The 15,618-nt window shown below is 71.9% G+C and carries 12 protein-coding genes; 7 read left to right on the forward strand and 5 right to left on the reverse strand.

What is annotated here, in order from left to right; genetic code table 11:
* Positions 1-30 precede the first annotated feature (30 nt).
* A complete protein-coding gene (locus tag DIZ27_RS34605; protein ID WP_181383831.1) occupies positions 31-831 on the forward strand; it encodes a sugar phosphate isomerase/epimerase in 801 nt (266 codons plus the stop codon).
* Here the strand turns inward: DIZ27_RS34605 and DIZ27_RS34610 are convergent.
* Positions 815-1,774 carry an EamA family transporter gene (locus tag DIZ27_RS34610; protein WP_109382363.1) on the reverse strand — a complete coding sequence of 320 codons (960 nt, stop codon included), beginning with the start codon at positions 1,772-1,774 and terminating at the stop codon, positions 815-817. The genes DIZ27_RS34605 and DIZ27_RS34610 overlap by 17 nt on opposite strands.
* Positions 1,775-1,895: 121 nt before the next feature.
* On the opposite strand from DIZ27_RS34610, the gene DIZ27_RS34615 reads away from it, so the two are divergent.
* From DIZ27_RS34615 to DIZ27_RS34625, 3 genes are all read left to right on the forward strand, one after another.
* Positions 1,896-2,897, forward strand: a complete 1,002-nt coding sequence (locus DIZ27_RS34615) for a LysR family transcriptional regulator (RefSeq protein ID WP_258308678.1) — start codon at positions 1,896-1,898, stop codon at positions 2,895-2,897.
* Between the two features lie 321 nt (positions 2,898-3,218).
* Positions 3,219-5,129 carry a glycoside hydrolase family 3 protein gene (locus DIZ27_RS34620; protein ID WP_109382364.1) on the forward strand — a complete coding sequence of 637 codons (1,911 nt, stop codon included), beginning with the start codon at positions 3,219-3,221 and terminating at the stop codon, positions 5,127-5,129.
* 161 nt (positions 5,130-5,290) lie between these two features.
* A complete protein-coding gene (locus tag DIZ27_RS34625) occupies positions 5,291-5,932 on the forward strand; it encodes a hypothetical protein (protein WP_109382381.1) in 642 nt (213 codons plus the stop codon).
* 36 nt (positions 5,933-5,968) lie between these two features.
* On the opposite strand, the gene DIZ27_RS34630 is transcribed toward DIZ27_RS34625, so the two are convergent.
* The 3 genes from DIZ27_RS34630 to DIZ27_RS34640 form a co-directional block, all read right to left on the reverse strand.
* The gene (locus DIZ27_RS34630; protein WP_109382365.1) at positions 5,969-7,402 is read right to left on the reverse strand and encodes a S28 family serine protease; all 1,434 of its coding nucleotides are present in this window, start codon (positions 7,400-7,402) and stop codon (positions 5,969-5,971) included.
* A 153-nt stretch (positions 7,403-7,555) separates the two neighbouring features.
* Positions 7,556-7,942 carry a hypothetical protein gene (locus tag DIZ27_RS34635; RefSeq protein WP_109382366.1) on the reverse strand — a complete coding sequence of 129 codons (387 nt, stop codon included), beginning with the start codon at positions 7,940-7,942 and terminating at the stop codon, positions 7,556-7,558.
* A gap of 99 nt (positions 7,943-8,041) precedes the next feature.
* Entirely contained in the window at positions 8,042-11,773 is a 3,732-nt protein-coding gene (locus DIZ27_RS34640; protein WP_109382367.1) for an ABC transporter ATP-binding protein, read from the reverse strand.
* Positions 11,774-12,010: 237 nt separating this feature from the next.
* On the opposite strand from DIZ27_RS34640, the gene DIZ27_RS34645 reads away from it, so the two are divergent.
* Positions 12,011-12,835 (forward strand): endonuclease I family protein, encoded by an 825-nt coding sequence (locus DIZ27_RS34645; RefSeq protein WP_109382368.1) that lies wholly within the window; start codon positions 12,011-12,013, stop codon positions 12,833-12,835.
* Between the two features lie 327 nt (positions 12,836-13,162).
* On the opposite strand, the gene DIZ27_RS34650 is transcribed toward DIZ27_RS34645, so the two are convergent.
* The gene (locus tag DIZ27_RS34650; RefSeq protein ID WP_109382369.1) at positions 13,163-13,921 is read right to left on the reverse strand and encodes a GbsR/MarR family transcriptional regulator; all 759 of its coding nucleotides are present in this window, start codon (positions 13,919-13,921) and stop codon (positions 13,163-13,165) included.
* Positions 13,922-14,142: 221 nt separating this feature from the next.
* Between DIZ27_RS34650 and DIZ27_RS34655 the strand changes: the two genes are divergently transcribed.
* The gene (locus tag DIZ27_RS34655; protein WP_258308679.1) at positions 14,143-14,832 is read left to right on the forward strand and encodes a DUF4097 domain-containing protein; all 690 of its coding nucleotides are present in this window, start codon (positions 14,143-14,145) and stop codon (positions 14,830-14,832) included.
* A 16-nt stretch (positions 14,833-14,848) separates the two neighbouring features.
* Positions 14,849-15,618 (forward strand): ABC transporter ATP-binding protein (locus tag DIZ27_RS34660; RefSeq protein WP_109382370.1); only part of this gene is annotated, 770 nt, incomplete at its 3' end.

Genomic DNA, 15,618 nt, shown 5'->3' on the forward strand with positions numbered 1-15,618 from the left:
CCGGCGGGTGTCGCGGGTAGGTCCGTGGACATGAAGCTGGCGTTCTCCACCCTCGGTGTCCCCGGCCTGCCCGTGACCGACGTGCTCCGCCTCGCGACCACGCACGGCTACCACGGCGTCGAACTGCGCGCACACCCCGAGGAACCGGTCAACCCGGGCCTCACCCCCGACGAACGGGCCGAGGTCGCCGCCCAGTTCAAGGCGGCCGGCATCGAGGTCCTGGGCGTCGCGGGATACGCCAGAGTCGCCGCGCCGGGCGAGGACGGCCCAGTCGTCGACGAGATCCGCGCCCTCCTCGGCCTCGCCCGCGACCTCGGCGCCCCCTACGTCCGGGTCTTCCCCGGCGGCACCCCCGAGCAGACCCCCAAGGAGGCCGACGCGACGGCCGCCCGGCGCCTGGGCACGGCCGCCCGGTACGCCGGTGACGTCGGCGTCCGCATCCTGCTGGAGACCCACGACTCCCACCGCACCGGCGCCGACGCGATGAGGATCCTCGGCCTCGTGGGCCACCGTCAGGTGGGCGCCCTCTGGGACGTGATGCACACCTGGCTGGGCGGCGAGCAGCCCGCGGAGAGCTTCGCGGCCCTCTCCCCCCACCTCGGCTACGTCCAGGTCAAGGACATCGCCTCCGCCGACGACACGACGCCGCTCCCCCTCGGCGAGGGCATCCTGCCGCTGGCCGACTGCGTGGAGATCCTCTCCCGCCACGGCTGGGACGGCTGGCTCTGCTGGGAGTACGAGAAGCGCTGGTACGAGCGGGCCGCCGACCTCCCCGCCCTGCTCGGCCCCGGCCACGCCCACCTCTCCCGCCTCCTCAACGACTCGGCTTGACCGACTCCCGGTCGGCGGATCCGCTGCCCCGGCCGACGGGTCCCTCCCGTCGGCCGCCCGGCACCCCGGCGCCCTGCTCCGCGCCCCGCCCCCGCCATGTGACCGACGCGAGCGCCACGCCTCCCACCAGCAGCGCCGCCGCGCACCACCGCAGCGGTGTCACCGACTCGCCGAGGAACAGGGCCGCCGACGACATCCCGAAGACCGGCACCAGCAGGGAGAACGGCGCCACCGTCGACGCGGGGTGACGGCGCAGCAGCCACCCCCAGGTTCCGAAGCCGAACACGGTGGCGACCCAGGCCACGAACAGCAGTGCGCCCGCCCCCCGCCAGTCCAGTGAGCCCAGCGCCGCCAGGTCCCGCGAGGGACCCTCCAGGAGCAGCGACAACGCCAGCAGCGGCAGCACCGGCACCGTGCTCACCCACACCATGAAGTTCAGGGCGTCGTCGGGCGCGGCCCTGCGGGTCAGCACGTTCGAGACGCCCCAGCAGGCGGCCGCCGCGACGACCAGGGCGAACGCGCCCAGGGGTCCCGAGGCGCCCTCGTCGACGGCGGCGACGGCGATCCCGGCCAGTGCCACCGCCATGCCCACGAGCCGGATACCCGCGGGCCGTTCGCCGAGGACCAGGAAGGCGATGACAGCGGTGAACACCGCCTGGATCTGCAGGACCAGGGAGGACAGCCCGGCCGGCATGCCCGCGTCCATGCCGACGAACAGCAGCCCGAACTTGGCCACCCCGAGGGCGAGCCCCACCCCCACGATCCACTTCCACGCCACCCCGGGGCGCCCGACGAAGAACACGGCCGGCAGTGCCGCCACGAGGAAGCGCAGGGCGGAGAAGAGCAGCGGCGGAAAGTGGTCGAGGCCGATCTCGATGACGACGAAGTTCACGCCCCAGATGGCGGTGACGAGAACGGCGAGCAGGACGTGGGAAGGTCGCATGCGTCGAGGATCACCGCCGGAACCCTTCAGGACCAGCGACGATTCCTGCATGGTTGGATGAAGCACCGCTTACCTATCGCACCACCCACCGACCGCACCGCCCACCGGTCAGGGAGCCGTCATGCTCGACCTCCAGCGCCTGCGCGCCCTGCACGCCGTCTCCGTCCACGGCACCGTCGGAGCCGCCGCCGTGGCGCTCGGGTACACCTCCTCGGCCGTCTCCCAGCAGATCGCCAAACTGGAGCGGGAGACCAGGACGGTGCTGCTGGAGCGGGAGGGCCGGGGCGTGCGGCTGACCGACGCGGCCCATCAGCTCGTCGCCACCGCACAGGAGCTGCTGGCGATCGTGGAGCGGGCGGAGACCGAGCTGGAGGAGCGGCGCGGGGTGCCGTCCGGGCGGCTGACCGTCGCGGCCTTCCCGTCGGCGGCGCGCGGACTGATGCCGTCCGTGCTGGCCGATCTGGCCGTGCGCCATCCCGCGCTCGACACCCGGCTGACCGAGGTCGACCCGCACCTGTCCGTGGACCTGGTGGCCAAGGGTGCGGTCGATCTCGTCGTCGCGCACGACTGGGACATCGCGCCGCTGCCCGCCCCGGCGGGCGTGGACCAGGCGGTCGTCGGGGACGACCTGTGCGACCTGCTGGTGCCGAGCGGGCATCCGTTCGCGGGGCGCGGCGCGGTACGGCGGGAGGAGCTGGGCGGTGAGCGGTGGATCTGCCAGCCGCCGGGGCGGGTCTGCCACGAGTGGCTGGTGCGCACCCTCCGGGCCGCCGGGCACGAGCCGGAGATCGTGCACCAGGCGGACGAGAACCCGACCCTGGTCGCCCTGGTCGCGGCCGGGCTCGGGATCGCGCTGATCCCCCGGCTCGGGCGCGGTCCGCTGCCCGAGGGGGTGGTGGAGGTGCCGCTCGACCCGGTGCCGGTGCGGCACCTGTACGCGCTGTGGCGCACCGGCGCGGCCCGCCGCCCGGCGATCGCGGAGACCGTCCGCACCCTGCGCGCCCACTGGCCCGACGTCGCGGCCCACCGGCCCCCCGCGCCGCCCCCGTCCCCGGCGGCGCGGACCCGTTCGGCCGTCCCTCCGTCACCGGCGGCCGCTCGCACACCGTCCTCCCCGATCTGAGATTTCCGCCCGCACCCTGGAACCCCCGCCCGCTCCGCCCCGTCCAATGCTCGGACTGCCGGACGAGTCTCCGTGGTGCGGTGTCGGCCTCGCTGCTGGCTGCGATCGCCGACCTACCCTCTCCGCCGTGCCGTGGCCGGCAGCACCGCCGTCATCGGCGCGCGCCCCCTCCCAGCGCGCCGGTGGCGGCCCCTCCCGCACAGCACCCGCTCCCCCGTACCGCGCACTCCCTTGACTGGCAGAAACTTCCCGGATATTGGTGGCGTCCTGGAAGTTACCTTCAGCGGATTCCGTCGCGTATCACCTCCCAAAGGAGCGCACGTGCCCGACAGCAGCACGGGAAACACGGGAAGCACGGGGAACACGGAAAGCACAGCAGGCACGGGAAGCACGGCAGGCACCGCACGTCCGTCCAGACGTACCGTCCTCGCCGCGACCGCGGGCGTCACCACCGTCCTCGCGGCCGGCGGCACCGCGCACGCGGCCGGCGCGGCCACAGCCCCTCCCGGTTCCCCCGCCTCCCCCGACGACAGAAAGCTCCGCGCCCTCATCTCCCGGATGACCCTGGAGGAGAAGGTCGGCCAGCTGTTCGTGATGCGCGTCTACGGCCACTCCGCCACCGACCCCGACCAGGCGGACATCGACGCCAACCTCAAGGAGATCGGCGTGCGCACGGCCGCCGAGCTGCTCGAGAAGTACCGGGTCGGCGGCATCATCTACTTCGCCTGGGCGCACAACACCCGCGATCCGCACCAGATCGCCGGACTCTCCAACGGCATCCAGAAGGCGTCCCTCGGCCTGCCGCGCGGGCTGCCGGTGCTCATCTCCACCGACCAGGAGCACGGCATCGTCGCCCGCGTCGGCGAGCCGGCGACCCTGTTCCCGGGGGCGATGGCCATCGGCGCGGGCGGTTCCCGCTCCGACGCGCGCACCCTGGGCCGGATCGCCGGGCGGGAACTGCGCGCCCTGGGCATCCGTCAGGACTACGCCCCGGTGGCCGACGTGAACGTGAACCCGGCCAACCCGGTCATCGGCGTACGGTCCTTCGGCTCCGAGCCGGGCGCGGTGGCGGCGATGGTCGCGGCCGAGGTCTCCGGGTTCCAGCAGTCGGGGGTCGCGGCGACCGCCAAGCACTTCCCCGGGCACGGCGACACCGCCGTCGACAGCCACACCGGCTTCCCGGTGATCACCCACAGCCGTGAGCAGTGGGAGCGGCTGGACGCGCCGCCGTTCCGGGCGGCGATCGCCGCGGGCATCGACTCGATCATGACGGCCCATCTGATGGTCCCGGCGCTCGACGGCTCCGAGGACCCGGCCACCCTCTCCCACCCGATCCTCACCGGCATCCTGCGCGAGGAACTGGGCTACGACGGGGTCGTGGTCACCGACTCCCTCGGCATGGAGGGCGTACGGACCAAGTACGGCGACGACCGGGTGCCGGTGCTGGCGCTGAAGGCGGGCGTGGACCAGCTGCTCAACCCGCCGTCCCTGGACGTGGCCTGGAACGCCGTCCTGAAGGCCGTCCAGGACGGCGAGCTCACCGAGGAGCGGCTCGACGAATCGATCCTGCGGGTGCTGCGGCTGAAGGCGAAGCTGGGCCTGTTCAAGGACCCGTACGTGTCCCCGGGCGGCGTCGACCGCACCGTCGGCACCCGGGCGCACCTGGCCGCGGCCGACCGGATCGCCGAGCGGACCACCACCCTGCTGGTCAACGAGGGGCGCCTGCTGCCGCTGTCCCGGCGCAGCCGGCCGAAGCTGCTGGTGGTCGGCGCCGACCCGGCCTCCCCGTCCGGTACGACGGGACCGCCGACCGGGGTGCTCGCCCAGGCGCTGACCGAGCTGGGCTTCACGGCCACCGCCCTGTCCACCGGGACGGCACCGTCCGCGGCGACGATCGCCGAGGCCGTGGCCGCCGCGCGGGACGCGGACGCCGTGGTCGTCGGGACGTACAACGTCTCGGCGGCCAGCAGCCAGCGGACCCTGGTCGAGCAGCTCCTGGCGACCGGCCGGCCGGTGGTCGCGGTGGCGATCCGCAACCCGTACGACGTGGCCCACCTGCCCGCCGTACCGGCGTGTCTGGCGACGTACTCCTGGACCGACGTCGAACTGCGGGCGGCGGCCCGGGTGATCGCGGGCAAGGCGGAGCCGCGCGGGAAGCTGCCGGTGCCGGTGCAGCGCGCGGACGACCCGGCGACGGTGCTGTACCCCGTCGGGCACGGGCTGACGTACTGACCGGCCGGCCCGTACGGACGCGTCCGGGCGCGTGGACGTAGCGCCTGTACGCCACACACCCGACACACCGTCACCGACGTACGCAAACTATCCCGTATGTCTGGCGTGACCCGCCCCGGCGGGTCACGCTGGACGGGGTTTTTCGGGGGATGGTGACGCGCATGAGGAGTTCCCTGGGAGCGGTGTGCGCGCTCGCCGCCCTTGCCACGGTGCTGTCGACCGGATGTCAGAGCGCGCTCGGCGGTGGCGGGGAGGACGGCCGCCCGGGCGAGCGGCGGACGGCGACGGAATCGCCCACGCCGACCCGGACCTCCGGGTACGGGGCGGTGTTCCTCGACGTCGACGAGTGCAGTTCGTTCGGCCGGACCAGTTTCACCGAGGTGCCCTGCGACGGTGAACGGGCGGCGGCCCGGGTCGTCGCCCGCCACGACGGGACCGTGCGCGACGGGCCGCGCTGCCCGGCCACCACGGACTTCGTGCTGCACATCAGCGAGCAGCACCCCTCCTTCGACGAGGACGGCGACGGGGTGGTGCCGCGCGGCTACGCCTGCATGCGCAACCTCCAGCCGCCGCACCCGGGCGATCCCGGCGGCGGGGGCGGCCCGCGCACCATCGTCGGCGACTGCGTCTACGGCCTGCCCGACGGAAAGGTCCACGAGACGGCCTGCGACGGCGAGGGGAAGCACAAGCCGGAGTACAAGGTGACCGAGGCCGTGGACGCCAAGTCGCGGTGCCCGGCGTCCACGGTCCTCTTCGTCCGGCTCGGCGGCGCCGCACCGGTGGGCTGCGCCCGCCCGGTGTGAGCCGCCCGGCGCGTCCCTACCCGCCCGCCGCGTCCCCTACGGGCGCAGGGCCGGCTCCCGCTCGACGTCCCGCCGGTCCAGCTTGGCGTCGAACGCCGCCAGCGGCTTCGCCTCGGCCGGGTCCTCCCGGACCGCGGCCGGCGCGACGCCCGCCCAGTCGAGGATGCGGGCCGTCGCCAGCGCCTTCTCCTCACCGGCCAGACCGGCCACGTTGGCGCCGTGGTTCATGCCGGGAGCGGTCAGCACGTAGGAGTCGCGCGCGCCGTGCCCGAGCCGGAACGGCTCGGCGCCCCACGGGTCGTTCTCGCCGTAGACGAACAGCATGTGCCGGGCGTTGTGCCGCACCCAGGTGTCGACGTCCCGCATGGCCCGGTGCTCGAACTTCATCGGGATCGAGCGGGGGACGAAGGTGCGGGGCGGCTGGTAGCCGTAACGGACGTACTTCTTCTCGATGTGCGGGAAGCGGATGGTCGGTGCGCCGAGCTGCGTACCGGCCTGGTAGTAGTACGGCGTGTACGGGCTGAGGCCCTGGTCGGTGTAGAACGAGAAGCCGGAGATCGTGTCGATCGAGGTCCAGATCTCGTCGTCGGTGGCGTTCTTCGCGTCCGCCGGGATCTGCTCGCAGTCCGCCACCGTGCTGTACTGCCAGAAGCCCCAGACGTAATCGAGGACGACCGCCTCGTAGGCGCGGTCCAGGCTGCCGACGGTGTCGAAGGTGTAGCCGTCCTCGGCGGCGAGGGCCGCGTACTTCTTCACCAGCGGCGCCCGGCGCACCAGCGCCTCGCGCTGCACCGCGTTCAGCCGGTCGCGGCACTCCTTGGTGCCGACCTCCGCGAAGAAGCGGTCGTAGGCGGAATCCTCCTTGTCCACCACGTCGTTGGGGGCGACGTAGGCGACGACACCGTCCATGTCGCGCGGGTAGAAACGTTCGTAGTAGGTGGCGGTCATGCCGCCCTTGGAGCCGCCGGTGGAGATCCACTTCTTGGAGTAGATCCCCTTCAGCGCCTCGAAGACGCGGTGCTGGTCACTGGCGGCCTGCCAGATGTCCAGCTTGGACCAGTCGGCTGGCTCGGGACGGGACGGGGTGAAGAAGCGGTACTCCAGGGAGACCTGGTTGCCGTCCACGATCTGGGTGGGCTCGCTGCGGCGGGGCGTCGTCGAGACGTTGTAGCCGCCGGTGAAGAAGACGGTCGGCCGCGCGACGTCCTTGTGCAGCACGGTGATCCGCTGCTGGAACGTGCCCTGGGAGGGCCTGCGGTGGTCGACCGGCTGGGTGTAGTTGAGAACGAAGAAGCGGTACCCGGTGTACGGCTTCTCCTCGACCAGGCTCATGCCCGGTACGGAGAGCAGTCTCTCCTTGATGTCAGTGGTGCCGGTGGCCTCCGGCTCGGCGGCGGTGGCCGCCCCGGCCGTACTCAGTGTGCCTATGAGCACCGTGAGCGCCAGCAGCCATCTGAGCGCCTTGCGCATGCGCACTCCCCTGTGAGACAGATGTGCGCCGGAAGCTATCGGACCAACTCCCCGCAGCAACAGGGGACATAGGGATATCCCTCGGTCAGGCGTTTCCTTAGGTCAGGTATGTCCCTGGGGCAGATGTGTCCCTGGGTCAGGTGTGTCCCCGGCTCAGCACAGGATCCAGCCGGAGCTGACCGAGCCGCCGCCCACCCGTCCCTTCACCCAGACGCACCGGCGGCCGGCGTGCACGGTGACCGGGCCGGCGTAGCGCGTGTAGCGGCCCTCGTCGACGACCGGCCGGCCGCCGCGCGCCCGGATGCTCACCGACATCGTCCGCCGGGTGCCGGGCTTCTCGGCGAGGGTGACGGCGCAGAGGTAGCCGCCGCGCTTGTGGACGACCACGGTGCCGGTGGAGAACGGCAGGGTGCGCACCTTGCGTCCCGCGCAGTGCCCCGCGGCCTGCGCGTCGCCCGGTGCGGCGGCGACGAGCAGCCCCGACGCGGTCAGCACCGCCAGACCGAGCGCGAGCCGCCGCCGTATCGCTCCACTGCCCACTGCCGTTCCTCCCCCGAACCGCATCGCACCTGCCGCATCCGCCGCGCACAACGGCGTATGCGGATACGGACGCCTGGCGTACCGCGGATGGTTGCGCGGTCAGCGGCCGGCGCCGACCGGCTCCTCCGGTTCGGCCTGCCCGATGAAGGTCCGCCACAGCTCGGCGTACCGCCCGTCGCGGGCCAGCAGCTCCTCGTGGGTGCCGTCCTCGGCGACCCGGCCGTGGTCCATGACGACGACCCGGTCGGCGCGGGCGGCGGTGGTCAGCCGGTGCGCGACGACCAGCGTCGTACGCCGCCCCGCCAGCCGGTCCGTCGCCTGGTTGACCTGCGCCTCGGTGGCCAGGTCGAGCGCGGCGGTGGCCTCGTCGAGCAGCAGGACGTCCGGGTCGACCAGTTCGGCGCGGGCCAGGGCGATCAGCTGGCGCTGTCCGGCGGAGAGGTTCCGGCCGCGTTCGGCGACCTCGTGCAGATAGCCGCCCTCCAGGGTGGCGATCATCTCGTGCGCCCCGACCGCGCGGGCCGCCGCCTCCACCTCGGCGTCGGTGGCGTCCGGGCGGCCGTAGGCGATGGCGTCGCGGACGGTGCCCGGGAAGAGGTAGGCCTCCTGCGGGACCACGCCGAGCCGGTGCCGGTACGCGGTGATGTCGAGGTCCCTGAGGTCGGTGCCGTCGACGGTGACCCTGCCCCCGGTGGGGTCGTAGAACCGGGCCACCAGCTTGACCAGGGTGGACTTCCCGGCGCCGGTCTCGCCGACGAACGCGACGGTCTGCCCGGCGGGGATGCGCAGGTCGATGCCGCTGAGCGCCTCCTCCTCGTCCCCGTAGGCGAAGCGCACGTCCTCGAAGGCGATCTGCCCGCGCAGGGAGGGCACGTCGAGGGGTTTCTCGGCGTCCTCGGTGGACGTCGGCTCCCGGAGCAGTTCCTGGATGCGGCCCAGGGAGACGGTCGCCTGCTGGTAGCCGTCGAAGACCTGGGAGAGCTGCTGCACCGGGGCGAAGAACAGGTCGATGTAGAGCAGGTACGCCACCAGCGCGCCGGTCGTCAGCGTTCCGTTGTCGACCCTGGCCCCGCCCACGATCAGCACCGCCGCCGCGGCCGACGACGCCAGGAACTGCACGAACGGGAAGTACACCGAGATCAGCCACTGGCCCCGGATCCGGGCGGCGCGGTAGTCGGCGCTGCGCTCGGTGAACCGCCGGTTGCCGTGCCGCTCACGCCCGAAGGCCTGCACGATCCGCAGCCCGGACACCGACTCCTGGAGGTCGGCGTTGACCGTCGACACCCGTTCCCGGGCCAGTTCGTACGCCTTCACGCTGGCCCGGCGGAAGTAGAACGTGGCGACGATCAGCGGGGGCAGGGTGGCGAAGACGACCAGGGCGAGCTGTACGTCGATCACCAGCAGGACGCCCATGATGCCGAAGAAGGTGACCACCGAGACGAACGCGGTGACCAGGCCCGTCTGCAGGAACGTCGACAGGGCGTCGATGTCGGTGGTCATCCGGGTCATGATCCGGCCGGTCAGCTCGCGCTCGTAGTAGTCGAGGCCGAGCCGCTGGAGCTGGGCGAAGACCTTCAGCCGCAGCGAGTACAGCACGCGTTCGCCGGTGCGTCCGGTCATCCGGATCTCACCGATCTGCGCGGCCCACTGGACGACCACGGCGAGCAGGCCGAGCAGGGCGGCCGCCCAGACCGCGCCGAGGGCGGCCCGGGTGACGCCGTCGTCGATGCCGTGCCGGATCAGCACCGGCAGCAGCAGGCCCATGGCCGCGTCCACGGCGACCAGCCCGAGGCTGATCAGCAGGGGCAGGCCGAAGCCGCGCAGCAGGCGGCGCAGGCCGTAGGACTCCTCCCGCTGGACGGCCCGGCTCTCGTCCACGTCGGGGACGTCGTTCGCCGGGGGCAGGGCCGCGACCTGGGCGAGCAGCTCGGGGGTGGCCGGGCTGTCGGCCAGGGCGGTGTCCTTGGGCTCGCGGTCGCCGGTCCACAGGTGGGGGGTGACCCCGCGTTCGGCGTCGAACTCGGCGTCCAGCTCCGCGCGGACCGAGGTGTCCTCCGGGTGGGCCCCCTGCGGCGCGGCGGACGGGGTGTGGCCCGGGGAGACGCCGCCCAGCTCGTCGGGGTCGGTGAGCAGCCGGCGGTAGCGGGCGGAGCGCCGCTGGAGCTCGTCGTGGGTGCCGATGTCGGCGAGCCGGCCGCCGTCGAGGACGGCGATGCGGTCGGCGAGGTTGAGGGTGGAGCGGCGGTGGGCGATCAGCAGGGTGGTGCGGCCGCGCATGACCTGTGCCAGCGCCTCGTGGATCTCGTGCTCGACGCGGGCGTCCACGGCGGAGGTGGCGTCGTCGAGGACCAGCAGGCGCGGGTCGGTGAGGATCGCGCGGGCGAGTGCGACGCGCTGGCGCTGGCCGCCGGAGAGGGTCAGGCCGTGCTCGCCGACCGTGGTGTCGTAGCCCTCGGGCAGTTCCGTGATGAACCCGTCGGCCTGGGCCGCGCGGGCGGCGGCCACGATCTGCTCCTCGGTCGCGTCCGGACGGCCGTAGGCGATGTTGGCGCGGACGGTGTCGGAGAAGAGGAAGGAGTCCTCCGGGACCAGTCCGATGGCGGCGCGCAGGGACTCGGTGGTCAGCTCCCGCACGTCGTGCCCGCCGACGAGGACGGCGCCGCCGGTGACGTCGTAGAACCGTGGCAGGAGCAGGGAGACGGTGGACTTGCCGGAGCCGGAGGCGCCGACGACGGCGAGGGTCTCGCCGGGACGGATCTCGAAGGAGAGGCCGCTGAGGACGGGGTGCCCGGACTCGTAGCCGAAGGAGACGTCGTCGAACTCGACGGTCGCGGGGGCGTCGGCGGGGAGCTCCTTGGTGCCGTCGGTGAGGGACGGCTCGGTGTCGATCAGCTCCAGGACGCGCTCGGTGCCGGCGCGGGCCTGCTGGCCGACGGTGAGGACGACGGCGAGCATCCTGACCGGGCCGACGAGCTGGGCGAGGTAGGTGGAGAACGCGACGAACGTGCCCAGGGTGATGCTGCCGCGCACGGCGAGCCAGCCGCCGAGCGCGAGCATCGCCACCTGGCCGAGGGCGGGGACGGCCTGGAGGGCCGGGGTGTACCTGGAGTTCAGGCGGATGGTGCGCAGCCGCCCGGCGAACAGCCGCCGGCCGACCTCGCGCAGCTTCCCCGTCTCCTGCTCCTCCTGCCCGAAGCCCTTCACCACGCGGACGCCGCCGACGGCACCGTCGACCACGCCGGCGACGGCGGCGGCCTGGGCCTGGGCGTACCAGGTGGAGGGGTGCAGCCGGGTGCGGCTGCGTTTGGCGATCCACCACAGGGCGGGCGCGACGGCGAGGGCGACGGCCGTGAGCGGCAGCGACAGCGCCGCCATGATCCCGAGGGAGATCAGGAACAGCAGGATGTTGCCGATGGTCATCGGCAACATGAAGAGCAGGCCCTGGATCAGCTGGAGGTCGCTGGTCGCCCGCCCGACGACCTGCCCGGTGGACAGCTCGTCCTGGCGGCGGCCGTCGAGCCGGGTGATCGACCGGTACATCTCGGTGCGCAGGTCGTGCTGCACGTCGAGGGCGAGCCGGCCGCCGTAGTAGCGGCGGATGTAGGTGAGGACGTAGACGAGGAGCGCGGCACCGATCAGGGCGCCCGCCCAGGGGGCCATGGCGCGGCTGTGGTCGCCGATCACGTCGTCGATGATCACCTTGGTGATCAGCGGGACCAGCGCCATCACGGCCATGCCGCCGAGGGAGGCACCCAGGGCCAGGAGGACGTCCTTGGGATAGCGCCACGCGTATCCGGTCAGTCGTCGTGCCCATCCCTGTTGCGGTGTCACGCGGGTGCCCTCCGGTCCGGTCCTACGACCCGATCGTCCTGATCTTCCGGAAGGCTCCAACGCGTTCCGCGGCGGTTTTCATCCCCGCACACCGCTCGGCCGCGTTCGCACGCCCATCCGCCGACCGGCACACGACCGACACCTCCTCTTCCCTTCACCTCCCCTTCACCTCTTCGCATGCATGTCCATGTCACTCTTCTTCACGGCCCAGTCAACCCGCGTAGATCGGACACCCACATGCCCGTGACACCCGTACGCCGCCGTTGGAAGACGCTCGCCCTGGCCACCTCGGCCGTCCTGGTCGGCCTCACCGTCCCCGCGCTGACCGCGCCCACCGCCGGCGCCGCGACCACCGCGGCCACTACGACCACCGCGTACGACGACACGTACTACGCGGGCGCGATGGGCAAGTCCGGCACGGCCCTGAAGAGCTCCCTGCACACGATCATCAGGAACCAGACGAAGCTGTCCTACTCGGCCGTCTGGGACGCCCTCAAGGTCACCGACCAGGACCCGAACAACAGCAACAACGTGATCCTGCTGTACTCGGGCATCTCCCGTAGCAAGTCCCTCAACGGCGGGAACGTGGGCAACTGGAACCGCGAGCACGTGTGGGCCAAGTCGCACGGCGACTTCGGTACCGCCACGGGGCCCGGCACCGACATCCACCACCTGCGCCCCGAGGACGTCCAGGTCAACTCCATCCGCGGCAACAAGGACTTCGACAACGGCGGCAGCTCGTTCACCAACAGCGGCGGCAGCCTGACCGACTCCAACTCCTTCGAGCCCCGCGACGCCGTCAAGGGCGACGTGGCGCGCATGATCCTCTACATGACCGTCCGCTACGAGGGCACCGACGGCTGGCCCGACCTGGAGCCCAACGACGCGGTGACCAACGGCAGCGCCCCGTACCACGGCCGCCTCTCGGTCCTGAAGCAGTGGCACGAGCAGGACCCGCCGAGCGCCTCCGAGCAGCGCCGCAACGACCTCATCTACACCTCCTACCAGCGCAACCGCAACCCGTTCATCGACCACCCGGAGTGGGTCGAGTCGATCTGGTGACCCACCGGCTCCCGTGGTGCCCGGCGACACCGCCCCGGGCACCACGGGCGCACCACGCCCGGGCGGGCCCGGCCGTCATCAGCATTCGGGTATGCCGCCGCGGGCCTCGCGGTTCTCGGCGATGCGGCGGACGTCCGTTGGTGCCTCGTGCATGCGCCCGAGCAGGAACCGGAGCCGTTCGGCGGTTGAAACTTCCCCATGATCCTGGACACGTTTCCGTCGCCGGTCGCTCTCTTGCGCGATGAAGGCCGTGGCCTGGTCGGCGGCGAGCCCGCGCAGCCGCTTGACGTCCTCTCGCTCGGCTGCGTCCAGCCCCTCGGCGAGGACCTATCCGCGGTCCGAACCCGGCTCGGCGGTGCCGCCCGAGGCCGGGTCGGGTTTCGTGTAGAGGACTTCGCGGGCCTGCTCCGCGGCGCGGGCGGTGCTCTCGCTGACGAAGTCCAGGAAGCGGGCGATGTTCTCGAGACGGGTGGCGGCCGGGGTGCCGGGACCGAGGATGCCGACGCCCTGCCGTGAGGTCTCGACGACCTGCGCGAGGGACCGGGCGCTGGCGATCGTCGCCTGGTACCAGACGTCGTCGTCGACGAAGTAACGCTCGCGGCGACGATCGTCGCGCTCCCGGCGGACGAGGCCCTGGCTCTCGAGGAACATGATCGCCTTGGAGATGGACGCCGGGCTGACCTGGAGGCGCTGGACGAGTTCGGACGCGGTGAGGTTGCCCGCGTCGGTGGTGTAGAGGCAGACCAGCACCCGAGACATCATCTTGGGCATGCCCGATTGCATGAAGACGGTGGTGAGGGTCTCCTCGTACTCACGCACGGCCTCGGCATCGCGTCCGTGGGCCTGCTCGGGCACCTGCGGCCCGCTTCGGGACGCGGCCCGCCTGCGGCGGTGGGTACGGCGTTCGGTGGCACGGTGGGCCAGGTCGGCGCGGTAGGCGGTGGGGCCGCCGTTGCGCATGACCTCGCGCGTGATCGTCGAGGTCGGGCGGTCGAGGCGCCTGGCGATCTCCGCGTAGGCGACGCCGTCAGCCAGCCCCAGCGCGATCTGCTGACGTTCCTGCTGAGTGAGCCTGCCTCCCGGCATCGCGGTCTCCTTCGTGGTCCGTGAGGTGTGGCCAGCATAGCGTTCACCGTCAATTCATTGCAATGAATAAGGAGAAGGTGCGTTGCGTTAAATTCACAACCATTGCAACGATTCATCGACTCCCACCTGCCAATTCAGCAATGGAATGCAATGAGATTGTTGCCAGATCGATGAACGCAACGTAGCGTTTCTGTCATTTGAAAGTGAGCAAGGAGCTCGCGATGCAGAAGCACCAGAGCATGAGGCAGACGTTCGACACCCCCGCCCCCATCGCGGCCGTCCTGGATGTCCCTGCTGGGCACATCCGGTTCATCGCCGCCGACCGGGCCGACACCACCGTCGAGGTCCTGCCCGCGGACGCCTCGAAGAGCCGGGACGTGAAGACGGCCGAGCAGACCATGGTCGACTACGCCGACGGCGTCCTGCGCATCGAGACYCCGGTGAAGAACCGGCTCTTCGGCCCTTCCGGAGCCCTTGAGGTGACCGTCCAGTTGCCCGTCGGCTCCAGCATCGAAGCCAAGGCCGCCAGCGCCGAACTCCGCGGCGYCGGACGGCTCGGCGACGTGACCTTCGACGGCGCACAGGGCACGGTCAAGCTCGACGAGACCGCGAGCGCCCGCCTCACCCTCCAAGCCGGCGACATCACCGTCGGCCGCCTGAACGGCTCCGCCGAGATCAGCACCCGAAAGGGCGACCTGAMCATCACCGAAGCCACACGCGGCACCGTCGTGCTGCGCACCGACCACGGCGACATCACGGTCGGTGCCGCCCGCGGAGTCTCCGCCTCCCTGGACGCGGGCACCGCCTACGGCCGGGTCCGCAACGCGCTGAACAACACCGACGGCCCCGCCCCCGGCCTGGCCGTCCACGCGACCACCTCCTACGGCGACATCACCGCCCGCAGCCTGTAAGCAGGGAGCACCTCTCATGACCAACTTGGCCATCGCGGCGAACGGACTGCGCAAGTCCTACGACGACAAGGTCGTGCTCAACGGCGTCGACCTGACCGTCCCCGAAAAGACGATCTTCTCCTTGCTCGGCCCGAACGGCTCCGGCAAGACCACCATCGTGAAGATCCTGTCCACGCTCATCACCGCCGACGGCGGGCAGATCCACGTCGGCGGTCACGACCTCGCCGCCGACCCGCAGGCCGTGCGTGCCGCGATCGGCGTCACCGGGCAGTTCTCCGCCGTCGACGGGCTGATCACCGGCGAGGAGAACATGCTCCTCATGGCGGACCTGCACCACCTCTCCCGCAGCGAGGGACAACGGGGCACCGCCGAGCTGCTGGAGCGGTTCGACCTGGTGGAGGCCGCGAAGAAGCCCGCCTCCACCTACTCCGGCGGCATGAAACGCCGCCTGGACATCGCCATGACGCTGGTCGGCAACCCGCGGATCATCTTCCTCGACGAGCCGACCACCGGCCTCGACCCGCGCAGCCGCCACACCATGTGGCAGATCATCCGCGAGCTCGTCTCCGGCGGCACGACGGTCTTCCTGACCACCCAGTACCTGGAGGAGGCCGACGAACTCGCCGACCGCATCGCGGTGCTGAACGACGGCAGGATCGCCGCCGAGGGCACCGCCGAAGATCTCAAGCGGCTCGTCCCCGGCGGACACGTCCGGCTCCGCTTCACCGACCCGGCCGCCTACCGGTCCGCCGCCCTCGCGCTGAGCGAGGTGACCCGGGACGAATA

Source organism: Streptomyces sp. NWU339 (assembly GCF_003143855.1).
GTDB lineage: Bacteria > Actinomycetota > Actinomycetes > Streptomycetales > Streptomycetaceae > Streptomyces.